This window comes from Streptomyces sp. CA-179760, assembly GCF_050937045.1.
In the GTDB taxonomy this organism is placed as follows: Bacteria; Actinomycetota; Actinomycetes; order Streptomycetales; family Streptomycetaceae; genus Streptomyces.
The window spans coordinates 2,431,922-2,453,099 of record NZ_JBNJLZ010000001.1; the positions used below are offsets into that span (position 1 = coordinate 2,431,922).

The following is a 21,178-nucleotide window of genomic DNA, read 5'->3' on the forward strand; positions in this document are numbered from 1 at the left end:
GGGAGGGGCGGAACTCATCGCCGGCTCAGGAAGTTTTTTCCGCGTACGTCACCGGCAGCGCGACCAGACCCCGGGCGCGCAGGGAGGGGCGCCACCGCAGGGCGTCGGACGCGAGCGCGAGGTCCGGGAACCGCTCCAGCAGCGCGGCCAGGGCGATTTCGGTCTCGGCACGGGCCAGCGGCGCGCCCAGGCAGTGGTGGATGCCGTGGCCGAGGGCGAGATGACCCGAAGCGTCCCGGCCGAGGTCGAGCCGGTCGGGGTCGGGGAAACGGGCCGGGTCGCGGTTGGCGGCGGCCAGGGACAGCAGGACGGTCTCGCCGGCGGGCACGGTGACGTCCCCGATCGCCATGTCCTCGGTCGGGAAGCGCCGGATGGCGAGCAGGGCGGGCCCCTCGTAGCGGGCGAACTCCTCGACTGCCGCAGGGATGCGCGCGGGGTCGGTACGCAGGGCGGCGAGCTGTCCCGGGTGCTCAAGCAGGCCCAGCACGGCGTTGCCGATGAGCTGGACGGTGTTCTCGTACCCGGCGACGAGGATGAGGAAGGCCAGGGACATCAGCTCGTCCTCGGTGAGCCGGTCGCCCTCGTCGCGGACCGCGATCAGGTCGGAGAGCAGGTCGTCGGCGGGCTCCGCGCGCTTGGCCGCGATCAGCCCGGTGAAGAAGCCGAGCATCGCCACGACCGCCTCCTTGGCGGCCGCCGGGCGGGCCGGGTCGGGGGCGACGAGCGCGTCGGTCCAGGCGCGGAAGTCCCGGCGGTGGTCGTCGGGGACACCGAGGAGGTCGCAGATGACGGTGATCGGCAGGGGCGCTGCGTAGGCGGCGATCAGGTCGCTGGTGCCGTGCGGGCCGAGCGCGTCGAGGAGGCGGTCAGCGGTCCGGCGTATGGGGGCGCGGAGGTGTTCGACGCGGCGCGTGGTGAAGGCCCGTGCGACCAGGCGGCGGATGCGGGCATGGTCCGGCGGGTCCATGTTGAGGAGGTTGGCGTCCAGGGCCGGCGGCAGGGAGAGCCCCCGGTAGCTCCCCTCCTTCGCGTGCGCCTTGTCCAGGGACAGCCGCGGATCGGCGAGGGCCGCGCGGACGTCCTCATACCTGGTCACGAGCCAGGCGGGGCTGCCGTCGGGCCCGGCCGTGCGGTGCACCGGGGCGCTCTCGCGCAGTCGCCGGTACACGTCGTGGGGGTGTTCGAGGAGGCCGTGGGCTGGATCCATGCGGACCAGCTTATGGAATCAGGTGTCGTACTCCTGGATGCGCCGGCCGTGACCTCGGTCCACCAGCGCGGGCAGGCGCTCCTCCAACTCCCCCGCCACCGCGGGAACATCGATGGTCAGCAGCTCCCGGTCGCGCATCAGGATCCGTCCGTCGACGATCGTGGTGCGGACATCGGCCGAGCGGGCGCTGTGCACGAGGGTGGCGGCGAGGTCGTGGACGGGCCGGGTGTGCGGGCCGGTGAGATCGACCAGGACGATGTCCGCCCTCCGGCCCGGCGCGATGCTGCCGACGCTGTCCCCCATCCCCACGGCACGGGCACTCTGCAGGGTGGCGTGGTGCAGGGCCTGGCGGGAGGTCAGCCAGCGGGGGTCGCCCTCGGCCTGCTTCTGGACGAGTGAGGTGAGGGCCATGGACTCCCATACGTCGAGGGAGTTGTTGGAGGCGGCGCCGTCGGTGGCGAGCCCGACGGGGACGCCGATGTCGCGCAGGGCGCGGACGGGTGTGGAGTCGGGCCAGGCGAACTTGAGGTAGCCGCGGGGCGCGGTGGCGACGGCCGTACGACCGTCCGCCCGTTCCAGGACGGGCAGGTCGCGGTCGGTGATGCCGGTGCCGTGCGCGAGGAGCACGTCCGTGTCGAGGATGCCGGTGCGGGCCAGGACCTCGACCGGGGTGACTCCGTGGCGGGCGAGGCTGGTGTCCGTCTGGCCCCGGTTCTCCGCGGCGTGGAGGTGCACGGGCAGGCCGTGCGCGCGGGCGAGCTCGGCGGTGGCGGCGAGATCGGTGTCGTCGACCGTGTAGGGGGCGTGGGGCGCGAGCGCGGTGGTGACACGGCCGTTGGCCGAGCCGCGGTGCCGCAGCGCGAACTCCAGTGACCGCTCCCGGCCCTCGGGGCCCTGCGAGGAGAAGTAGGCCTCGCCCAGCAGCGCCCGCATGCCGCACTCGGCGACCACGGCGGCGACCTCGTCCATGGCGAAGTAGTGGTCGGCGAAGCAGGTGACGCCGGCGCGGATCATCTCGGCGCAGGCGAGCCGCGCGCCCAGCTCGACGTCCTTCGCCGTCAGGTTGGACTCGACGGGCCAGACGACGTCGTTGAACCACTCCTCGGTGGGCAGGTCCTCGGCGAGGCCGCGCAGGGCGACCATCGGCGCGTGCGTGTGACAGTTGATCAGGCCGGGCAGAGCGACTTGGCCCCGGGCGTCGAGCCGCTCGGCGGCGGCCAGGTCCGCGGCCGCGGAGGTGCTCGTGACGGCCTCGACGATCCCGTTCCGTACGACGATCGCGGCGTCCTCCTCGAAGCCGATCCGCTCCTGGTCGTCGTGCACGAGGACAGTACAGGCGCTGATGATCAGGTCGGCGGGTCGGTCCGCGTCAGAAGGCGTCATCACGCCAACGTACGACGTGGGCGCTATCCGGCGAGGGGTGTCCGGGGCAGTCGCAGCCCCACCCGCTCCCCGGGTCCGGTGAGTTCGTCGAGGATTTCGGCGAGGCGTTCCGTGTGGCGGGGGCCGATCCGGCCCGTGTCGTCGAGGTGCACGGCGCAGGCGGTCGTGGTGTCGACGAGGCGTTCGAGGAGGTCGGCCACCTCGTCCGCGCCTTCGGTGTGCCGGGCGAGGGCGGGCAGTTCGTGCGCGGAGAGGGAGATGGCCGTGCGGGCCTCGGCGAGGGTGCGGTAGGCCTCGCGGCGCAGGGTCCAGCGGGTGGCGCGGTGGTCGGAGGGGGTGCCGGAGCCGCCGATGCGTGGGGCGTCGGCCTCGTCGAGGACGTGGGTGAGGTAGGCGTACGCGGCTCGGCCGGCCGCCGCGAGCCGGGCGCGTACTCCCCCGCCGCGCTGTCCGGGCATCGGCAGGTGCCCGACGATCAGCACGATCGCGCAGGCCAGCAGTGTCTCGCCGATCCGGCCCGCGGAGGCCTGTGCCTCGCCGCCGACCATGACCAGGGCGAGGACGAGGACGGTGACGACGGCGGTCTGGGCGGCGAAGTGCCGGGTGGCGACGGGTATCAGCGCCCCGCTGAGGGCGACGAGCGCGATCAGCCCTTCCGGGCGGGGCAGGACGGCGGCGAACCCGGCGAAGAGGAGAGCGCCGAGGACGGTCCCGGCGGCCCGGTTCAGCACCCGTGACGCCAGCGGCCCCAGGTCGGGCTTGACGAGGAAGACGGCGGTGGCGGGCAGCCAGTACCAGTGCTCGTGCTCCCCGTACCACTGGGTCCGGTGCAGTGCCTGGGCGACCGCCGAACTGGCCCCGAAGCAGAGGGCGACGCGCAGTCCGTACTCGCGTCCGGCGGTACCGAAAGCGGCGCGCAGCCGGTCCCTGGCGGTACGGGGCCGGGTGTGCAGATCACCGCCCTCGCCCTGGTCGAACACCTCGGCGGCCTGCAGGAGGGCGTCGTCGAGGGCGCGCAGGGCGGGCACCGAGCGGGAGGGGGCGGGCAGCGGCCCGGTGTGGGTGTTGTCGCGTACGGCTGCGGCGAGCCGCCGAGGGCCTTCGGAGGCCCGTTCGGAAATGGCCTCTTCGGCCCAGGCCAGCGCGGTGGCGGCCTCGGCGAGGGGCAGCGCGGCGGCGTACTGCGCGTGCAGCCGCCGCTCGGTGGAGGAGGAGGCGTACCGCCGCAGCCGGGGCCCGGCGAGGGCGTCCTGGGCGTGGTCGAGGGCGGCGGTGAGCGCGGCACGGCGGCGGATGGCGTCCGGCCCGCCGACGGCGTCGAGGAGCGCGGCGACGGCGTCGTACACACCGGCCACGGCCGCCCGCTCCCCGTCGAACCGGAAGTCACCGGCGAGGGAGCCGGGCGTGGGCAGCACGAGCCGGAGCACGAGCAGCCAGCCCGCCCCGGCGAGGAAGGCGAGCGCGCGCTGCCACCCGGCCTCGGGCAGGGGCATGCCCGCGCCGATCGCCGCGCCGACGAGCAACTGCGTCCCGGAGGCGGACGCGACGGGCCCCACGGCGCTCATCCCCCCGGCGACGAGCCCGACGACCGTGAGGACCACGGTCAGCACGACAGCGCCGGTCTCGTCCCCGGTATACGTCCCGATCACCAGCCCCAGGGCACCGCCCAGCGCGGGCACCCCGAGCCGCTTGACGGAAACCCGTCGGCTCCCGGGCCGGTCGTTGATCCCGGCGAGCATGGCGGCGATGGCGGCGACGACACCGAGCGCGGTACGCCCCGTCTGCACGGCCACCAGCAGCAGCGGCCCGGCGGACAGGGCTCCCCGCGTCACCGCGCTCCAGGGCACCGGCCCCCGCTGGGCGCGCAGGGCGTGCGCGAGCCAGGGCGGTGGCACGAGGGAAAAACGGCGGGACCGGGACACGGGGCTCCTGTCGTCTCATCGAGGGCAGGGGTGGGCCTTCGGGCGACGGTGGCCGGGCGGGGTGTGGGTGTCCACGGTAGGCGGGGTTCCTGGAAAAGAGGTTTCCGGAACGTGACGGACCTCGGGAGAGCCGCGTTCTTTATGAACGCAATCGTCAGGAGCGGACCATGTCCACAGCCTGCGCGAAGAGTGCCTCCGCGTCGCCGACCGCCCGGGCCAGGGAGTCAGGTCCCGCCGTCATGTGCGTGACCAGTGCATCCGCTTCGCCCAGCCCGGCCCGCGCGACGAGCCCCTTCTCGTTGGTGACCCACTCGCCGCGCGCCGCCAGCACCGCATGCGCGGTCTGTGTCGCGGCGAGGGCGATCGCGCCCGCCGTCTGGGCGACCGCGCCCTTCGGGGCGTGTCCCGCCTTGGCGTAGGCGAGGGTGGCGGTGGCCATGCCGTACCAGTGGCCGGGGGCACGCTCGCGCAGGGCGTGCGGGTAGGAGGCGGGACACGGCAGCTCACCTCGCAGGACCCTGTTGATCGCGAGTTCGGCGACGAGCAGATACGTCGGGATGCCCGCCAGATGGAACATCAGCGGCTCGACGCGGAAGCGGCCCGCCTCGGCCTCCGCCCGCTCGTGTTCGACGACGTCCAGATCGCGGTAGTGGACGTCCACGCGCCTGCCGTCGATCGTCAGCCAGGCACCTCCGTTGAAGACACCTCCGCCCCACGCGCCGATCTCGGACACCTCGCCCTGCCAGCCGACCGCGCGGAGATCGGCCGGGTCGAAGGCGCCGCGGTAGTAGACGGCCAGGTCCCAGTCGCTGTCGGGGCGCTCGGTGCCCTGGGCCCGGGAGCCGCCGAGGGTGACGGCCTCGACCGTGGGGAGGGCGGCGAGGCGGTCGGCGGTGGTGTCGAGGAATGCCTGGTCCGGGAGGGTGGGCACGGCGGGCTCCTGGGCAGTCGGGGTCCAGGGAAGGGTAGGGGGCCCGCCCGGACGGCGGGAAACGAAATACGGGTGCGTTCGGGCGCGAGGCCTCGCATGATCGGTGGGTTGTTCTGTCGCCCCTTCAGATCGGAGACCCCGTGATCCGCCGCGTCACCGTCCCGAGCCTCTTCCCGCCGCCCACCTACTCCCATGCCTCCGTCGTCGAAGCCGGCACACGGCTGGCGTTCCTCGCCGGGTCCGTGCCGCTCGACGCCGGCGGCGAACTCGTCGGTCCCGGAGACCCCGTACGGCAGGCCGAGCAGGTGATCGCCAACCTGCGGGAGCAATTGCAGGCCGTCGGCAGCGACTTGCCGCACGTCGTGGCGACGGACGTGTACGTCGTGAGCGGTGAGACGGCCGTGCTGTCCGCCGTGTGGGAGGTCGTCGAGGCCTCCGGGCTCAGTGCCGGTCCGCACTCGTCGACGCTGATCGGCGTGGCGTGCCTCGGGTACACGGGGCAGCTGGTGGAGATTACGGCGACAGCCGTCGTGCCCGACGGGGCGCCGACCTGAGGAGACTCCATGCTGATCGAGCACCGCGGGCGGCGTCCTGTCGTCCCCGAGTCCGCGTATGTCGCTCCTACGGCCGTCCTGTGCGGGGCCGTGCTCCTCGGGGAGCGCAGCCGTGTGCTGCACGGGGCGGTGCTCACCGCCGAGGACGGGGAGGTGCGGGTGGGCTCTGACGTCGTGGTGATGGAGAACGCGCTGGTGCGGGGGCGGGCCGGGCACCCCGCCGTGATCGGTGACGCCGTGCTCGTCGGCCCGCACGCCCATGTCAACGGGGCGACCCTCGAGGACGAGGTCTTCGTGGCGACCGGCGCCTGCGTCTTCCCGGGGGCCGTCGCGAGCACCGGCTCGGAGCTGCGGATCCACAGCGTGCTGCACGTCAACTCCGTACTGCCGCCCGGCACGGTCCTGCCCATCGGCTGGATCGCGGCGGGGGCTCCCCGGGCCCGGCTCTTCGCCCCCGGGGAGCACGACGAACTGTGGCAGGTCCAGGAGGCGCTGGACTTCCCCGGCACGGTGTACGGCATCCCGCGCGGCACGTCGATGAGGGAGGTCATGGCCCGCCAGGCGGCGTTCTACGGGGCCCATGGCGACGACGTCACCCTCGACGGCCCGTCATGAGCTACCGCCGTTCGGGCCTCCCCCACACCCTCCGCTTCGGCAGCGCCTCCGCGTAGCTGCCCGTGCGGCTCGTCGCCAGCCCCAGCGCCACCAGCGACTCCGCCAGTTTGACCGCAGCGGCGACCCCGTCGACGACCGGCAGGCCCAGCTTCTCCCCGACCGCCCGCTGCAACCCGGTCATCCCGGCGCAGCCGAGCACCAGCACCTCCGCCCCGGCCGCACAGGCCCGCTCGGCGGCGGCGAGGAACGCCGTCTCCGTGCGCTCCTCGTCGCCGAGGTCGAGCACATTCAGGCCCGTGCCGACGATCGCGGCGCAGTTCCGCGCCACGCCCGCGGTCTCCAGGCTGTCCTCGATCTGGCCGCGCGACCGCTCCAGCGTGGTGACGACCCCGTAGCGGCGGCCCAGCAGGCAGGCGAGATGTGCGGCGGCCTCGGTGATGTCGACGACGGGTACGTCCACCAGCTCCCGCACGCCCTCCCGCCCGTGCTCCCCGAATCCGGCCATGACCACGGCGTCGTACGGCGGCCCGTCGTAGGTCCGCAGTGTGTCCAGGACGGCCGCGGCGGACAGGTAGCTGTCGAGCCAGCCCTCCGCGGACTCGGGCCCCCAGGCGGGGGTCAGCCCGGTCACGGTGGTGCCCGGGCCTGCGGCGGCCCGGGCACCTCGTACGATCTCCTCGGTCATCTCCTGCGTGGTGTTGCAGTTGGTGACGACGATCCGCACGTCTCTCAGACCTCCATGGCAGGGCGCTCGGCGGTGTGTCCGGCAGCGCGTTCGCTACGGCACAGGACGGTGTACAGCCCGGCCGCGAGGGCCGTGCCGATGAACCAGGAGTACGGCGCCACATCGCTGAAGGTCTTCACCAGCGCGAGGACGGCGGCGACACCGGCCGCGGGCAGGAACGCCCACAGCGCCTTGGGGTTGAAGCCCTTGCGGTAGTGGAAGCGGGAGCCGGGGGTCGCGTCGAACAGTTCCTCCACGTTCACACGGCCGCGCTTGACCCAGTAGTAGTCGACCATGATCACGCCGAACAGCGGGCCGAGGAACGCACCGAGGCCGCCGAGGAAGTAGTTGACGACGGTCGGGTTGGAGAAGAGGTTCCAGGGGGTGACGAGCAGCGCGGCGACCGTGCTGATCATGCCGCCGATCTTGAAGGTGATCTTCTGCGGCCAGACATTGGCCAGGTCGTACGCCGGTGAGACGAAGTTGGCGACGATGTTGACGCCCATGGTGGCGATGGCGAAGGTCAGCGCGCCCACCACCAGCACCCAGGTGTTGCCGATCTCGGCGACCAGGTAGGCCGGGTCGGTGATCTCCTTCCCGAAGACCTCGAAGGCGCCGGCGGTGACGATGACCGACACGATCACGAAGGCCGTGGAGTTGATGGGCAGTCCCCAGAAGTTTCCGCGCTTGACCGACTTGTAGTCGGGGGCGAAGCGGGAGAAGTCGCAGAAGTTGAGCATCAGCGTGCCGTAGGTGGCGAGGACCAGGCCGATCGCGCCGAACCACTGACGCCACTGCTCGCCGACGGAGACCGGGTGCGGGGTGGAGGTGAGGGAGATCGTCCAGCCGGCCTTGTAGAGGATCCACCCGGCCAGCGCGATCATCACGAGCCAGATCGCCGGACCGCAGAAGTCCTGGAACTTCCGGACCGATTCCATGCCCCGGCTGATGATCGCCGCCTGCACCAGCCACAGGGCGATGAAGGAGACCCAGCCGAGTGCGTCGAGGCCCAGGAAGGAGTTGTGCGTCCACGACTCCAGGCTCGGCCAGGCCGCGAGCAGCATCACGTTGACGGCTACGGAGGCCAGGTAGGTCTGGATGCCGTACCACATGATGGCGATCACGGCCCTGATCAGCGCCGGGATGTTGGCGCCCCAGACACCGAAGGCGATCCGGCTGACCACCGGGAAGGGGACGCCGTGACGTTGTCCGATCTTCCCCATCCAGTTCATGCCGATATAGATGATCACGAAGCCGACGAGCAGGGACGTGAAGATCTGCCAGACGTTCATGCCGAGGAAGAGCAGTCCGGCGGCGAAGGTGTAGTTGCCGAGGTTGTGGACGTCGGACATCCACATGGCGAAGAGGTCGAAGACCTTCCAGTTGCGCTTCTTGGCGGGCGCCAGGTCTTCGTTGGTGAGCCGTGGATCGGGGACGAACGCTGGGGTGCCGGTCTCTGCGGCACGGTCGGCGAGTGACACGGGGGCCTCCATGAGCAAGGGGACGACGGAGGACTGCTCCGCAGGACTGCGGTGGGGGGCGCCCTGCGATGTGTTTGGTATACCAAACTGCGCCATGGTCTCCCCGTCAACCGTTCTGACCGATGTCGCTCTTGTTAACGCCGCGTAAAAGAGACCTCGCGTCGACGAAGATGGGCTGCATGACGAAGATCGAACCCCTCGGAGCGGTACGCGAACGCGTCACGGCCGATCTGCGCCAGGAGATCATCGCGGGCAGCCTCCGTCCCGGCGACCGCCTGGTGGAACGCGAGCTCGCGGAGCGTTTCGGTGTCTCACGCGTTCCGGTACGTGAGGCGATCCGGGCCCTGGTCGCCGAGGGCTTCGTCCATTTCGAGACACCCCGTCGCACGGTAGTACGCCGCCTCACCCCTACCGACGTCAAGGAACTGTTCGAACTGCGAGAAGCCCTGGAGGTCTACGCCGCCGGACTCGCCGCTTCCCGGGCGACGCCGGAGGACCTTGCCGAGGTCAAGGAACTCATCGACCGCGCGGCCACCGCGACCGAGGCCGGGGACGCCGAGGTGATCACCGACGTCAACAGCCGGCTGCACGACCGCATCATGGCGATGGCGGGCAACAGCCTGCTGACCGAGGCCCTGGAACCGGTCGCCGGCCGGCTGCGCTGGATGACCCGGCGCAACGAGGAGTGGCCTCAGCTCCTCGTCGAGCACCGCGAGCTGTACGAGGCGATCGCCTCGGGCGACCCGGACCGGGCCCGCGCGCACGCGCTCACGCACGTACGGACCAATTACCGATCGACGGTGCGGCACCTGTTCGGGGAGGACGCTCCCTAGAGCGGGGAGGACGCTCCCTGGAGTCGGCCTAGCCGGCCGTCGGCAGCTCCGCCGCCCGCGCGGCCGTCCGCAGTACGTCGCGCAGCATCGCGGGTGTGAGCCTGCCGGTGAAGGTGTTGCGCTGGCTGACGTGGAAGCAGCCGAAGAGCTCCAGACCGTCGAGGTCGTAACGGGCCCCATGGGCGAAGGCGGGGCGCGGCCGGGGCACTGACCAGCCAGCCTCGGCGAACGCCGGCAGCGCGGCCTGCCAGCCGAAGGCGCCGAGCACGACGACGGCCCGCAGCGTCGGACGCAGCAGTCCCAGTTCCCGCACGAGCCAGGGGCGGCACGTGTCCCGCTCCTCGGGGGTGGGCTTGTTGGCCGGCGGGGCGCAGTGCACGGGCGAGGTGACACGTACGCCGTACAGCTCCAGGCCGTCGTGGGCGTGCTCGGCGGTGGGCTGGGAGGCGAGACCCACGTCGTACAGCGCCTCGTACAGGACGTCCCCGGAGCGGTCGCCGGTGAACATCCGGCCGGTGCGGTTGCCACCGTGGGCGGCGGGGGCGAGCCCCACGATCAGCAGCCGGGCGTCCTCCGGCCCGAACCCCGGCACCGGCCGGCCCCAGTACGTCCAGTCCGCGTAGGCGGCCCGCTTGGCACGGGCCACCTCCTCACGCCAGGAGACCAGCCGCGGACAGGCCCGGCAGTCCGCGATACGCCGGTCGAGGAGAGGAAGGCCGCTGGTGTCCATCACTCCACGGTAGGGGCGGGGCGGGAGGTGGTGACCTGCGCGGTCCGCCCCTCTCCACGGCGGAGCCACAGCAACGCCCCGGACAGCAGCACGGCACTCGTCAGCAGCCAGGGCAGCGGGCCCGGCCGCATCACCCCGACCACCAGGCCGGTGAGCGCACCGACCAGTTGCAGGGCGAGGGACTGCACGGACAGGGCGGTGGCGCGCCCGGCGCTGGAGACGCGGCGGTGCAGCAGGGCGTTCTCGTTCGGGGTCACGGCGCCGATGCCGACGTAGAAGACGCAGAAGCCGGTGACCCCCACGGTGGCGGCGAGCAGCTGGGTGGAGGATGCGGTGACCGCGAGCAGCAGCAGGCCGGTCACCGCTGTTCCGAGACAGATCAGCACCGCCCGCTCCCCGCCGCCCGCGACCCGGGCGGCGAGCGGGGCGAGATGGCTGCCGACACCGCAGCAGACGAAGCCCGCGCAGGCGAGGGCCGCATAGGCCAGCGCCCCGGAGTCGCTCGCCCCGGTCAGCTCGACGGTACGGCCGGGCATGAGCAACTCGACGACGCCCAGGGCGCCTCCGGCCGCGGCCGCGCTGAGCATCAGCCGGCGGACCAGCGCGTCCCGTCCGCCCAGCCGCAACCCGTCCAGGACGGTGACCGGGACGCCGCGCAGCACGGAACGCAGGGTGGCCCGGGGGCGCGGCGGCTCCCGCAGGACGGCCAGCACGTAGGCGACGAGCACGACCCTGAGGGCGGCTCCCAGCAGCAAGGGAACGGACAGGGGCAGCACCACCCCGGACGTCGCCTCGCTCAGCCCGGCACCGGGGCCGGTACCCGTGCCCGTGCCCGTGCCGAGCAGCCAGGGCAGAGCCCCGCCGAGCAGGAGGCCGGCCGCGAGGGCGGCGGAGGTCGCGGTGCCACCCCGGGCCAGTCCGGTCCGCAGCTCGGCGTCGGGTCCCGCACTCGCCTGGACGGTGTCGACGTACCAGGCCTCGGCGCTACCGCTGGCCAGCGCGCGGGACATCCCCATGAGGACCATGCCGGCGGCGAGCAACCAGACGGTGGTGCCGAGGCCGACCAGACAACAGGCGACCATGTTGAGCGCACCGGCCGTGGCCAGGACCGGCCGCCGCCCGAGAACGTCGGAGAGGCCGCCGGTGGGGAGCTCCAGCGCGGCCACGGTCAGTGAGTGGGTGGCGAAGAGTCCCGCGATCGCGGCCAGGGACATCCCGCGCTCGCCGAGCAGCAGGACCATCGAGGCGAGGCCGAGACCAGGCGGCAGCGATAAAAGAGCGCAGATGATGACATAACGGCGGCGGACGGTCCGCATACCGGGCTCCCCGTCCGCGCGGCGCCGCATGTCCGTGCGGTGCGTCATGAGATGCCCTTGCTGCCGGCGCCGTCGCGATCGCCGTCCTCACGATCGCCGTCCTCGCGGTCGACACCCTCACTGCCGGCGCCCTCGCGAGCACCGTCCTCGCGGTTCCGCGGCGCGAGCGGCAGGCCGGCGGTGAGGAACACGACATGTTCGGCGCGTGGGTCGTCGGAGTCCCGGGCGGTCAGCTCCTCCAGCTTCCCGGCGATCGTTTCCCAGAGCTCGTTGAGCGACCCGGGCGTCAGACGGGGCATGAGGTCGCTGATCCCGGACGCCTCCACCCACTCCTGGCCGAGCCGCCCGTCAGCCATGTCCGCCTCATACCGGGCGAGGGACGACTCCAGGTGCTCCAGCTGCCGCCGCCGCGCCAGACTGACGAAAGCCCGGCCTGCCGCGGAGGACTCCATCGCCTCGTTGCTCCAGGACGTCAGGGTGTGCAGCGCCCGCCAGCGCCGTTCCCGCCCGTCACGATGCTCCGCCTCTGCGATGAAGGCGTACTTCGCCAGCACCCGCAGGTGGTAACTGGCCGACGCCGACGACTCCCCCGTCCGCACGGCGAGCTCACTGGCGGTGGCGGGCCCGTCCTGCCGCAGCAGCCCGAGCAGCCGAATACGCAGGGGGTGGGTGAGGGCCTTCAGGGCCGCGGTGTCGTGCTCGGGGTCGAGTACGCGCTTGTGCTCGTCGCTCTCCATGCCGGGGAGCGTAAGCCGCCGCGACCATTAAGCAAAAGACATTTTGCAAAACTTGTTTTGCAGATGCGGAGCGGAGGCGATTTCCCGCCTGATCGGACCACCTGGAGGACTAAGGTCGGGGACATGGCTTCACAAGGCACGGCGAACAACTCCGGCGACGGAGAGGCGAAGGCCCTCGACGCGAAGGCCCTCGACCCCAAGGTCGCCGAGGCGATCGCCGCCGCCGACGCGGCGGGGCCGCAGAGCGGCGAGACCGTCCGCGTCGACAGCTGGATCTGGTCCGTACGTCTCGTCAAGACCCGTTCCATGGGAGCCACCGCCTGTCGCGGCGGGCACGTCCGCGTCAACGGCGACCGCGTGAAACCCGCACACGCCGTACGCGTTGGTGACGAGGTACGCCTGCGGCACGACGGCCGGGAGCGAGTCGTCGTCGTCACGCGACTGATCCGCAAGCGGGTCGGCGCCCCCGTTGCCGCCCACTGCTACATCGACGACTCCCCGCCGCCCCCGCCCCGCGAGGCCGTCGCCCCGGCCGGCATCCGCGACCGCGGCGCGGGCCGCCCCACCAAGCGGGACCGCCGCGAAATGGAACGCCTGCGCGGACTGCCGACCCCCGGCGACGACGACGGTCTCGGCAGCGACATCGCCAAGGACATCGGCAAACCCACGCCGTGAGAAGACCGTCGCGACGGACAGGGACCTGAAGGACTCGGACCCTGCCCCGGCAGACCGATTCCGCCCCGGGCAAGCCCTGATGGGCACACTCCCGCCGGACACAGCGAGCAGCGCCCGGGGCGAGCCCTTCGGCCCGCCCGGACGCCGCCGGCATCGCACGCGACATGGTGTCACCCGGTCACGCCCGGCGCCGCAGCAGCCGCATCAGATCCGCGTTGTGCGCCCGCCGCGCCCAGGCTATGAGGGCGAGCGGCACGATCAGGATGAGCGGAGTCGCCGCGTACTGCCCGTCGAACACGGCTATCTGCACGACGAACGCACCCACCATCAACGCGCTCAGCGCCATCGCCGCCACCGACTGGAGCACCGGGATCAACAGGGCCACCGCTCCGGCCAGTTCGAGCACCCCGATGATGTACATCCCCGCGCTGCCCCAGCCGAGCTTCTCGAAGGACTCGGCGGCAGACGGGTGCGCGATCAGCTTGGGCAGGGCGCTCGGGATCGCGTAGAAGAGAGCGAGGAGCACCTGCAGACCGCGCAGGGCGATCCGGGCGGCGCGCCCGCGAGTGGTCGTTGACTCGGCGACGCCGGCGCCGGCAGGAGCGGAGACGGCAGTGACGGGAGCGGTGGTCTCGGACATGAAGGTCTCCTGTGGGAAGCGGTCCGTGGTCGTGTCGAAGAGGTAGACCGGCGCCCACCCTCGAACTCATCGCCGTCCAGCGGATTTTCTGCCCTTCCAGCCCGGCCTCACCTCCCAGCCCGCTCGGCCTCGCCCGTCACAGGCAGAGCCGCCGGAGCCTCTCCCCCGGGTAGGGCGTCGTCCTGCTCACCCCCTGGACTCGACGGTAGAAGTCCGTCATCACTGCGGCGACCGGGGCGTGGCGGCTGAGGATCTCCGCCGTCCCGGGTGGCGCTCCGGTGGGCTGCCGCCCTCCGGCCCATGCCTGTATCAGTGCCCCGCGTTTCTCCCAGTCGCCGCTGTACAAGGCGGTGATCAGCCAGTTCACGAGCCAACTGGCCGTGTAGCAACGGTCGTAGGTGCTGTGCCGGTCGAAGAAGTCGACCTCGGCACGAGAGAGGTCGAAGCGGTTGGACAGGGCGAGGCCGTAATCGGCGAAGTACAGGCGGCGGCCGTCGGTGAGGATGTTCTCGAAGTGGGCGTCGAAGTGGAGCAGGCCGCGGCTGTTCATGAAGGACGTGCCGACCGCCAGCTCTCTCTCCACCAGTGCGCACGCCCGGTCGAGAGTCTCGTCACCGGCCCGCACCTGTGCGGTGAGCCACGCGTGCAGGGTCTGGGGGATGTATTCCAAGAACAGTGCGACGCTCGCCGAAGACTGCCGCAGGGCCTCGACTCGCCGTCGTACGCCGGCACTCCCTCCCCAGTAGGCCACGACCTTTTCCACATCATCGAGCTCCTCCGCCAGATTGGGTACCTCGTCCGGCAACACCCGCCAGTGGTACATCAGCGGAAAGCCCTGGAACTGCCCGGAGAGCACCCAGTTCGTGGTCATGGTGTGGACGGCGACCTCCCGCCACGCCCCGAACGCGGGCCCGCCGACGCCGTACTGGCAGACCATCGGCAGCCCGAACACGTTGGCCGTGGACCGGAGGTGTTGCGTCTGCCGCTCCAGGTCCGTCAGGGGCACCCGCTTCACGAAGACCGGCGTACCGGACACGTCCAGCCGGGCCGACTTCCCTCCGATGCCGGTGCCAAGCGGCACGGCTGCGTCCACCAGCTCGCGCAGTTCGGCGTCCCCGCACAGCGCCAGGGACGTCGAGACCGAGTCGTAGCCGATCAGACGCCCGGGCTCCGCCACCCCGCACGCTCTCTCACGCACCTGGGTCGCCTAGGCCGCCCGCACCGTCCTCACCCATGTCCCATCGTCCGTCAGATACCGGTCCACCTTCAGCCCTGCCTCCTCCAGCGCCTCCTCGAACTGCTCCTCGGTCAGCGGTCGCGCGCGGAACGTCTGCGTCCAGACCGCGTCCGGGAACTCGTACTCCGCACGCACCGAGTTGACCCCGTCGCCGACCGGCTCCGCCGACACGATCCGCACGGTGAATCCGCTGGGGTCCACGCGCTCGCGCGGCAGGTTCGTGTGGTAGTCCGCCCCCTCCCTCTGGATCAGCACGCTGCCGCCCTCCGCGACATGGCGCACACAGGTGCGCAGCAGGCCCCGCCCCACCTCCACGTCCCCCGCGTGTACGAGGAACGACGCGAGCAGCACCACGTCGAAGGTCTCACCCAGGTCCAGATCCTCGATGGGGCCGCATATCGTCCGCGGCCCGCGCACGCGCTCCAGCATCTCGGCGGACTCGTCCACCGCTGTGACCGTGAAACCACGCTCCAGCAGGGCATGGGTCATGCGACCGACCCCGCTGCCCAGCTCCAGGATGTGCGCGCCCTTGGGCACCGCCGCGGCGATGATGTCCGGTTCGTCCCCGACGGGCAGTCGTGAGTAGAGCTCCACCGCACAGCCGTCCGGGGTGATGGCCCCGGGTCCCGTCCCCTCGTACCCCTCACGCATTTTCATCTCCATGCCGGTCCAACGGGCCACACCCGCACGCCAGTTCCTCTCCCGGCCGCCTTCACCCGACCGGGTGAACGATGCCCGCGGCTCCCCCTGGTGGTCCGCATCCGCGGCGGAGAGTACGTTGCAAGCAGGGAGTGGAGATCGCGATGCGTACAGGCAGTGAACCGACGACCGCGCGCAGTGCCCTGCGGGCGCGCTTCTGGCTGGGTGTGTGGGGGCTGGTCTGGGCGCTCTTCGGGACGGTCGCGTTCATGCTCGCCGGGCGGCCCGGCTGGGCCATCGCCTGCGGTGTGCTGCTGCTGGTGGTCACGATCGACCTGGCCGTGGTCCTCAGGCACATCCGCCAGGGCCCGCACTGGCAGCCGGGCCCTGACATCCCGCCCTACCGGCCGCCCGAGGACCATCCCTGAGGCAGACGAGGCAGACGAGGCAGACGAGGCACGCGGGGACGGCCGCTCACGAGTCGAAGCGGGCGGCTTTCTGGAACTGCGGGTTCGGGTCCAGCGCGGCCGCCAGACGGAAATGGCGTTTCGCCTGGTCAGGGCGGTTCTGCCGCTCATAGGTGCGGGCGAGCGCGAAGTGCGCGAACGCGTTGTCCGGCTCCCGCTCCAGGACGATCGAGAACTCGAGCTCGGCCGGCCGCAGCTGCGCCGCCGCGAAGAAGGCACGTGCGCGCAGCAGTCGCGCGGCGGTGTTCTCCGGGTGCGCGGCGATGACTCCGTCGAGCAGCTTCACCGCGCCCCGGGGATCCCGCGCGGCGAGCAATTGCTCGGCGGCACGGAAGTCGATGACGTGCGTCTCCGGGGTACGTCCGGTGGAACCGCTGGTCTCGGGCACGGCACAGTCCTTCCCTCACTGGAAGGGTTCAACGCCCCCTCGGGGTGCCGCTATTCCTGAGGGGCCGGTCGTCACTCGGGGGCCGGAAGTCACTCAGGGGCCGGTCGTCATTGAGGGGCCGGTCGTCATTGAGAGGCCGGCCGGGACGCGTGGGACCTGCGCGTCAGCTCGGTCCACACGTCCTTCACGCGGCGCTCCAGTTCCTCCAGCGGGACGTCGTTGTCGACGACGACGTCCGCGATCTCCCGGCGCTGCTCGCGCGTCGCCTGGGCGGCCATCCGCGCGTGCGCGTCCTCTTCGGTCATGCCGCGCAGCCGTACGAGCCGGTCGAGTTGGGTCTCGGGGGCCGCGTCGACGACGATGACGAGGTCGTACAGCGGTGCGAGGCCGTTCTCCGTGAGCAGCGGGACATCGTGGACGACGACCGCGTCCTCGGCGGCGGCCTCCTCCAGCTCGCGGGAGCGGGCGCCCACCAGCGGGTGCACGATCGAGTTGAGGGTGGCGAGTTTCGCCGCGTCGGCGAAGACGATGGAGCCGAGCTTGGGACGGTCGAGGCTGCCGTCGGGGGCGAGCACCTGCTCGCCGAAGGCCTCCACGACCGCGGCGAGACCCGGGGTCCCCGGCGCGACGACCTCCCGCGCGATGCGGTCCGCGTCGATCAGCACGGCCCCGCTCTCGACGAGCAGCCGTGACACCTCACTCTTGCCGGCACCGATGCCGCCGGTCAGGCCCACCTTCAACATGCCTGGAAGCCTAGACGCTCCGCTCGGGGAACGGTTGGGGCCGTGTCGAACGCGGTGTGGACAGCGCGGGCCGTCGAGGGCTGGTCGCGCGGTTCCCCGCGCCCCTTGCGGGGCGTGTCAGCTGTCGCCCTCTCGTTCCGCCAGGAAGCGTTCGAACTCCTTGCCGATCTCGTCGGCCGACGGGATGTCCACCGGCTCGGCGAGCATGTTGCCGCGGGTCTCGGCACCCGCGACGGCGTCGTACTGGTGCTCTAGGCCCTCGATGAGGGCGGTGAGGTCGTCGTCGCCCTCGCGGATCTGCCGGTCGATCTCCGTCTGGGTGCGGTGAGCGTCGGAGCGCAGGGCGTGGGCGATACCGGGCAGCACCAGTCCGGTCGCCGCCGTGATGGCCTCCAGGACCGTCAGGGCCGCGTCCGGATAAGGGGAGCGGGCGATGTAGTGCGGGACATGTGCGGCGACACCGAGGACGTCGTGCCCGGCCTGAAGCAGGCGGTACTCGATGAGGGACTCGGCGCTGCCGGGCACCTGCGCCTCCTCGAACGGGCTGCGGTGGCCCGGGACCAGGTCGGTGCGGTTGCCGTGCGGGGTGAGGCCGACGGGACGGGTGTGCGGGACGCCCATGGGGATGCCGTGGAAGTTCACGGACAGGCGGACGCCGAGCCGCTCCACGATCTGCTTCACGGCTGCGGCGAAGCGCTCCCACTCCACATCCGGCTCGGGGCCGGACAGCAGCAGGAAGGGCGCTCCGGTGGCGTCCTGCACGAGCCGCACCTCGATGGCGGGGTCCTCGTAGTCGCTCCAGCGATCGCGCTTGAACGTCAGCAGCGGGCGGCGGGCCCGGTAGTCCACGAGCCGGTCGTGGTCGAAGCGGGCGACGACCTGATGGGGCAGCGAGTCGAGCAGCCGGTCGACGATCTGGTCGCCCGCCTCCCCCGCGTCGATGTATCCGTCGAAGTGGTAGAGCATGACAAGACCGGCCGACTCCTGGGCGAGCGCCATGTCGACGGCAGCAAGCCCCTTCGGCTCCCATGCGTACAAACCCTGCGGATCAAGCACAGTGACCGCTCCTCCTCGTGTTCATACGGCACAACACCCTTACGGGGGCAGGCATTCCCGAGGAGGTGACTATTGATCTTGTCAGGATGCAGAGCCCTCTGCAGGGGCAACGCCAAGGGGCCGCACCTCGAAAGGTACGGCCCCTCAGTCAGGAGCTACAGCTCAGTGGGCGTTCAGCTCTGCCCACCGGCCAGCTTCTCGCGCAGCGCGGCAAGCGCCTCGTCCGAAGCCAGCGCACCGGAGTTGTCCGGGCCCTCGGAGGAGTACGAACCGCCGCCACCACCACCGGACGCGGCCGGAGCCGCACCCGCCGTGTCGCCGCCCTCGGCCGCGGCAGCGGCGTCGGCCTCGCGGGACTTGATGACCTGGGCCTGGTGCTGCTCGAAGCGCGTCTGCGCCTCGGCGTACTGGCCCTCCCACGCCTCGCGCTGGGTCTCGTAGCCCTCGAGCCAGTCGTTGGTCTCGGGGTCGAAGCCCTCGGGGTAGATGTAGTTGCCCTGGTCGTCGTAGGACGCGGCCATGCCGTACAGGGTCGGGTCGAACTCGACCGTGGCCGGGTCGGCACCGAAGGCCTCGTTGGCCTGCTTCAGCGAGAGGCTGATGCGGCGACGCTCGAGGTCGATGTCGATGACCTTGACGAAGATCTCGTCGTTGACCTGGACGACCTGCTCCGGGATCTCCACGTGGCGCTCGGCCAGCTCGGAGATGTGGACCAGACCCTCGATGCCCTCGTCCACACGGACGAACGCACCGAACGGAACCAGCTTCGTGACCTTGCCGGGTACGACCTGGCCGATCTGGTGGGTGCGGGCGAACTGCTGCCACGGGTCTTCCTGCGTCGCCTTCAGCGACAGGGAGACACGCTCGCGGTCCATGTCGACGTCGAGAACCTCGACGGTGACTTCCTGGCCGACCTCGACAACCTCGGACGGGTGGTCGATGTGCTTCCAGGAGAGCTCGGAGACGTGAACCAGACCGTCGACGCCACCCAGGTCCACGAAGGCACCGAAGTTGACGATCGAGGAGACGACGCCGGAACGGACCTGACCCTTCTGGAGGGTCGTGAGGAACGTCTGGCGGACCTCGGACTGGGTCTGCTCCAGCCAGGCACGGCGGGACAGGACCACGTTGTTGCGGTTCTTGTCCAGCTCGATGATCTTGGCCTCGAGCTCCTTGCCCACGTAGGGCTGGAGGTCGCGAACGCGGCGCATCTCGACCAGGGAGGCCGGGAGGAAGCCACGGAGGCCGATGTCGAGGATGAGACCACCCTTGACGACCTCGATGACGGTACCGGTGACGATCCCGTCCTCTTCCTTGATCTTCTCGATGGTGCCCCAGGCACGCTCGTACTGGGCGCGCTTCTTCGAGAGGATCAGGCGGCCTTCCTTGTCCTCCTTCTGGAGAACAAGGGCTTCGATCTCGTCACCGACGGCGACGACCTCGTTGGGGTCGACGTCGTGCTTGATCGAGAGCTCGCGGCTCGGGATAACGCCTTCGGTCTTGTAACCGATGTCGAGCAGGACCTCGTCCCGGTCGACCTTCACGATGACGCCGTCGACGATGTCGCCGTCGTTGAAGTACTTGATCGTCTCGTCGATCGCGGCGAGGAAGGCTTCCTCGTTACCGATGTCGTTGACCGCAACCTGCGGGGTCGTTGCGGTGGTCTCGGTGCTGCTCGTCATGTGGGAAAGGGCTCCGGTACGGACATTGAAGTCGTAGGTACTGCTACGCCGGGAGCCCGTTTCGCTCTGCAGAAGCCGGACAGCCTAGGAAGCGCCACATGAACAACTGGTGGCGCCTCGACAACCGAGGGGACATACATACAGATGCGAGCGCAACCTGCTACGTCTGAGGTACGCAGGCTCGCAGCGCAACTTGTAGCATACGGGGGCAGCCGGGCAGGGTCAATGCGCGAAGCCGCCCACCGGGGACGGATCGCCCCATAACCGGCACAAGTCCTGTCTCCCGAGGCCACGCGCGCCGTGCGGCGCCCTTCGCGGCGCCCTTCACGACACCACCGGGACAGGCTGGACGGAAGAGTATGACGAGGGAGCCGATCATCCAAGAGTTCGAAGCGTCCGAACCCGAGGCGACCCGGCGTGCCGCCGGGGTCACGGAGAGCTCCCGCGCCAATCGTGGCTGGTGGGACCGTAACGCGGACGAGTACCAGGTCGAGCACGGCACGTTCCTCGGGGACGACCGTTTCGTGTGGGGGCCCGAGGGCCTCGACGAGGTGGAGGCCGAGCTGCTCGGCCCACCGGAGGAGCTCAAGGGCAAGGACGTGCTGGAGATCGGCGCGGGCGCGGCGCAGTGCTCGCGCTGGCTGGCCGGCCAGGGTGCCCGGCCGGTCGCCCTGGACATCTCGCACCGGCAGTTGCAGCACGCGCTGCGTATCGGCGGACCGTTCCCCCTGGTGTGCGCCGACGCCGGTGCGCTGCCCTTCGCGGACGGCTCGTTCGACCTGGTCTGCTCGGCGTACGGGGCGCTGCCCTTCGTGGCCGACCCGCGCCTGGTCCTGCGGGAGGTGCGCCGGGTGCTGCGGCCCGGGGGCCGCCTCGTCTTCTCGGTGACGCATCCGATCCGCTGGGCCTTCCCGGACGAGCCGGGGCCGGAGGGTTTGTCGTTGTCGGGGTCGTACTTCGACCGCACGCCCTATGTGGAGCAGGACGACGAGGGCCGCGCCGTGTACGTCGAGCACCACCGGACGCTCGGCGACCGGGTCCGGGACGTCGTGACGTCGGGCTTGCGCCTGGTGGACCTCGTGGAGCCGGAGTGGCCGGCCTGGAACACCTCCGAGTGGGGCGGCTGGTCGCCCCTGCGAGGGAACCTGATCCCGGGGACGGCCATCTTCGTGTGCGAGCGAAGCGAGATGGGGGCACCCCCGGCCGGAGGCTGAGGGA

Annotated in this window: 22 protein-coding genes; 6 read left to right on the forward strand and 16 right to left on the reverse strand. The window is 71.2% G+C overall.

Annotated elements, in window-relative coordinates:
- Nucleotides 1-25: 25 nt before the first annotated feature.
- The 4 genes from ACQEV8_RS10895 to ACQEV8_RS10910 all read right to left on the reverse strand — a co-directional run bounded on the left by ACQEV8_RS10895 (nucleotide 26) and on the right by ACQEV8_RS10910 (nucleotide 5,443).
- The gene (locus tag ACQEV8_RS10895; protein WP_432959368.1) at nucleotides 26-1,207 is read right to left on the reverse strand and encodes a cytochrome P450 family protein; all 1,182 of its coding nucleotides are present in this window, start codon (nucleotides 1,205-1,207) and stop codon (nucleotides 26-28) included.
- Between the two features lie 18 nt (nucleotides 1,208-1,225).
- Nucleotides 1,226-2,590 carry an amidohydrolase gene (locus tag ACQEV8_RS10900; protein WP_432959370.1) on the reverse strand — a complete coding sequence of 455 codons (1,365 nt, stop codon included), beginning with the start codon at nucleotides 2,588-2,590 and terminating at the stop codon, nucleotides 1,226-1,228.
- Nucleotides 2,591-2,613: 23 nt separating this feature from the next.
- Nucleotides 2,614-4,512: an FUSC family protein gene (locus ACQEV8_RS10905; protein ID WP_432959372.1), complete on the reverse strand. Its 1,899-nt coding sequence runs from the start codon at nucleotides 4,510-4,512 to the stop codon at nucleotides 2,614-2,616.
- A 154-nt stretch (nucleotides 4,513-4,666) separates the two neighbouring features.
- Complete coding sequence (locus ACQEV8_RS10910; RefSeq protein WP_432959374.1) at nucleotides 4,667-5,443, reverse strand: nucleotidyltransferase domain-containing protein; 777 nt, start codon at nucleotides 5,441-5,443, stop codon at nucleotides 4,667-4,669.
- Between the two features lie 140 nt (nucleotides 5,444-5,583).
- On the opposite strand from ACQEV8_RS10910, the gene ACQEV8_RS10915 reads away from it, so the two are divergent.
- Together ACQEV8_RS10915 and ACQEV8_RS10920 are read left to right on the forward strand one after the other, a co-directional pair.
- Nucleotides 5,584-5,997 (forward strand): RidA family protein, encoded by a 414-nt coding sequence (locus ACQEV8_RS10915; RefSeq protein WP_432959375.1) that lies wholly within the window; start codon nucleotides 5,584-5,586, stop codon nucleotides 5,995-5,997.
- Nucleotides 5,998-6,006: 9 nt separating this feature from the next.
- Complete coding sequence (locus ACQEV8_RS10920) at nucleotides 6,007-6,612, forward strand: gamma carbonic anhydrase family protein (protein ID WP_432959377.1); 606 nt, start codon at nucleotides 6,007-6,009, stop codon at nucleotides 6,610-6,612.
- Nucleotide 6,613: 1 nt separating this feature from the next.
- Here the strand turns inward: ACQEV8_RS10920 and ACQEV8_RS10925 are convergent, their stop codons facing one another.
- The gene (locus tag ACQEV8_RS10925) at nucleotides 6,614-7,336 is read right to left on the reverse strand and encodes an aspartate/glutamate racemase family protein (RefSeq protein ID WP_432959379.1); all 723 of its coding nucleotides are present in this window, start codon (nucleotides 7,334-7,336) and stop codon (nucleotides 6,614-6,616) included.
- Between the two features lie 5 nt (nucleotides 7,337-7,341).
- A complete protein-coding gene (locus tag ACQEV8_RS10930; protein WP_432959380.1) occupies nucleotides 7,342-8,817 on the reverse strand; it encodes an NCS1 family nucleobase:cation symporter-1 in 1,476 nt (491 codons plus the stop codon).
- A gap of 179 nt (nucleotides 8,818-8,996) precedes the next feature.
- Here ACQEV8_RS10930 and ACQEV8_RS10935 point away from each other — a divergent pair, with 179 nt between their 5' ends.
- Nucleotides 8,997-9,650 (forward strand): GntR family transcriptional regulator, encoded by a 654-nt coding sequence (locus ACQEV8_RS10935; protein WP_432959381.1) that lies wholly within the window; start codon nucleotides 8,997-8,999, stop codon nucleotides 9,648-9,650.
- Nucleotides 9,651-9,678: 28 nt separating this feature from the next.
- Here the strand turns inward: ACQEV8_RS10935 and ACQEV8_RS10940 are convergent, their stop codons facing one another.
- The 3 genes from ACQEV8_RS10940 to ACQEV8_RS10950 are packed head-to-tail and all read right to left on the reverse strand — an operon-like array spanning nucleotide 9,679 to nucleotide 12,433.
- Complete coding sequence (locus tag ACQEV8_RS10940; protein ID WP_432959383.1) at nucleotides 9,679-10,380, reverse strand: uracil-DNA glycosylase; 702 nt, start codon at nucleotides 10,378-10,380, stop codon at nucleotides 9,679-9,681.
- Nucleotides 10,380-11,744, reverse strand: a complete 1,365-nt coding sequence (locus ACQEV8_RS10945) for an MFS transporter (protein WP_432959384.1) — start codon at nucleotides 11,742-11,744, stop codon at nucleotides 10,380-10,382. The genes ACQEV8_RS10940 and ACQEV8_RS10945 overlap by 1 nt, the downstream gene beginning before the upstream one ends.
- Nucleotides 11,741-12,433, reverse strand: coding sequence for a helix-turn-helix domain-containing protein (locus ACQEV8_RS10950; protein WP_432959386.1), 693 nt, complete (start codon nucleotides 12,431-12,433; stop codon nucleotides 11,741-11,743). The genes ACQEV8_RS10945 and ACQEV8_RS10950 overlap by 4 nt, the downstream gene beginning before the upstream one ends.
- Before the next feature lie 123 nt (nucleotides 12,434-12,556).
- Between ACQEV8_RS10950 and ACQEV8_RS10955 the strand changes: the two genes are divergently transcribed.
- Entirely contained in the window at nucleotides 12,557-13,108 is a 552-nt protein-coding gene (locus tag ACQEV8_RS10955) for an RNA-binding S4 domain-containing protein (RefSeq protein ID WP_432959388.1), read from the forward strand.
- Between the two features lie 178 nt (nucleotides 13,109-13,286).
- On the opposite strand, the gene ACQEV8_RS10960 is transcribed toward ACQEV8_RS10955, so the two are convergent.
- The 3 genes from ACQEV8_RS10960 to ACQEV8_RS10970 all read right to left on the reverse strand — a co-directional run bounded on the left by ACQEV8_RS10960 (nucleotide 13,287) and on the right by ACQEV8_RS10970 (nucleotide 15,648).
- Entirely contained in the window at nucleotides 13,287-13,748 is a 462-nt protein-coding gene (locus tag ACQEV8_RS10960) for a DoxX family protein (protein WP_432959390.1), read from the reverse strand.
- Between the two features lie 136 nt (nucleotides 13,749-13,884).
- A complete protein-coding gene (locus ACQEV8_RS10965; protein ID WP_432959391.1) occupies nucleotides 13,885-14,946 on the reverse strand; it encodes a protein kinase family protein in 1,062 nt (353 codons plus the stop codon).
- A gap of 9 nt (nucleotides 14,947-14,955) precedes the next feature.
- Nucleotides 14,956-15,648: a class I SAM-dependent methyltransferase gene (locus tag ACQEV8_RS10970; protein ID WP_432972604.1), complete on the reverse strand. Its 693-nt coding sequence runs from the start codon at nucleotides 15,646-15,648 to the stop codon at nucleotides 14,956-14,958.
- Between the two features lie 140 nt (nucleotides 15,649-15,788).
- On the opposite strand from ACQEV8_RS10970, the gene ACQEV8_RS10975 reads away from it, so the two are divergent.
- The gene (locus ACQEV8_RS10975) at nucleotides 15,789-16,052 is read left to right on the forward strand and encodes a DUF6343 family protein (protein ID WP_432959392.1); all 264 of its coding nucleotides are present in this window, start codon (nucleotides 15,789-15,791) and stop codon (nucleotides 16,050-16,052) included.
- 46 nt (nucleotides 16,053-16,098) lie between these two features.
- On the opposite strand, the gene ACQEV8_RS10980 is transcribed toward ACQEV8_RS10975, so the two are convergent.
- The 4 genes from ACQEV8_RS10980 to rpsA form a co-directional block, all read right to left on the reverse strand.
- Complete coding sequence (locus ACQEV8_RS10980; RefSeq protein ID WP_189728861.1) at nucleotides 16,099-16,479, reverse strand: tetratricopeptide repeat protein; 381 nt, start codon at nucleotides 16,477-16,479, stop codon at nucleotides 16,099-16,101.
- Nucleotides 16,480-16,604: 125 nt separating this feature from the next.
- Entirely contained in the window at nucleotides 16,605-17,222 is a 618-nt protein-coding gene (gene coaE / locus ACQEV8_RS10985) for a dephospho-CoA kinase (protein ID WP_432959394.1), read from the reverse strand.
- Nucleotides 17,223-17,339: 117 nt separating this feature from the next.
- On the reverse strand, nucleotides 17,340-18,278 hold the full coding sequence (locus ACQEV8_RS10990) for a PAC2 family protein (RefSeq protein ID WP_432959395.1): 939 nt from the start codon (nucleotides 18,276-18,278) through the stop codon (nucleotides 17,340-17,342).
- A 173-nt stretch (nucleotides 18,279-18,451) separates the two neighbouring features.
- Nucleotides 18,452-19,960 carry a 30S ribosomal protein S1 gene (rpsA, locus tag ACQEV8_RS10995; protein ID WP_432959397.1) on the reverse strand — a complete coding sequence of 503 codons (1,509 nt, stop codon included), beginning with the start codon at nucleotides 19,958-19,960 and terminating at the stop codon, nucleotides 18,452-18,454.
- Nucleotides 19,961-20,319: 359 nt separating this feature from the next.
- On the opposite strand from rpsA, the gene ACQEV8_RS11000 reads away from it, so the two are divergent.
- A complete protein-coding gene (locus ACQEV8_RS11000; RefSeq protein WP_432959398.1) occupies nucleotides 20,320-21,174 on the forward strand; it encodes a class I SAM-dependent methyltransferase in 855 nt (284 codons plus the stop codon).
- The last annotated feature ends 4 nt before the right edge of the window (nucleotides 21,175-21,178 follow it).

Excerpts from the sequence above, each read along its gene's own strand:
- ACQEV8_RS10895 (WP_432959368.1), bottom strand. The coding sequence starts at position 1,207 with ATGGATCCAGCCCACGGCCTCCTCGAACACCCCCACGACGTGTACCGG.
- ACQEV8_RS10900 (WP_432959370.1), bottom strand. The coding sequence starts at position 2,590 with ATGACGCCTTCTGACGCGGACCGACCCGCCGACCTGATCATCAGCGCC.
- ACQEV8_RS10920 (WP_432959377.1), top strand. The coding sequence starts at position 6,007 with ATGCTGATCGAGCACCGCGGGCGGCGTCCTGTCGTCCCCGAGTCCGCG.
- ACQEV8_RS10935 (WP_432959381.1), top strand. The coding sequence starts at position 8,997 with ATGACGAAGATCGAACCCCTCGGAGCGGTACGCGAACGCGTCACGGCC.
- ACQEV8_RS10940 (WP_432959383.1), bottom strand. The coding sequence starts at position 10,380 with ATGGACACCAGCGGCCTTCCTCTCCTCGACCGGCGTATCGCGGACTGC.
- ACQEV8_RS10945 (WP_432959384.1), bottom strand. The coding sequence starts at position 11,744 with ATGACGCACCGCACGGACATGCGGCGCCGCGCGGACGGGGAGCCCGGT.
- ACQEV8_RS10950 (WP_432959386.1), bottom strand. The coding sequence starts at position 12,433 with ATGGAGAGCGACGAGCACAAGCGCGTACTCGACCCCGAGCACGACACC.
- ACQEV8_RS10955 (WP_432959388.1), top strand. The coding sequence starts at position 12,557 with ATGGCTTCACAAGGCACGGCGAACAACTCCGGCGACGGAGAGGCGAAG.
- ACQEV8_RS10960 (WP_432959390.1), bottom strand. The coding sequence starts at position 13,748 with ATGTCCGAGACCACCGCTCCCGTCACTGCCGTCTCCGCTCCTGCCGGC.
- ACQEV8_RS10970 (WP_432972604.1), bottom strand. The coding sequence starts at position 15,648 with ATGGAGATGAAAATGCGTGAGGGGTACGAGGGGACGGGACCCGGGGCC.
- ACQEV8_RS10975 (WP_432959392.1), top strand. The coding sequence starts at position 15,789 with ATGCGTACAGGCAGTGAACCGACGACCGCGCGCAGTGCCCTGCGGGCG.
- coaE (WP_432959394.1), bottom strand. The coding sequence starts at position 17,222 with ATGTTGAAGGTGGGCCTGACCGGCGGCATCGGTGCCGGCAAGAGTGAG.
- rpsA (WP_432959397.1), bottom strand. The coding sequence starts at position 19,960 with ATGACGAGCAGCACCGAGACCACCGCAACGACCCCGCAGGTTGCGGTC.
- ACQEV8_RS11000 (WP_432959398.1), top strand. The coding sequence starts at position 20,320 with ATGACGAGGGAGCCGATCATCCAAGAGTTCGAAGCGTCCGAACCCGAG.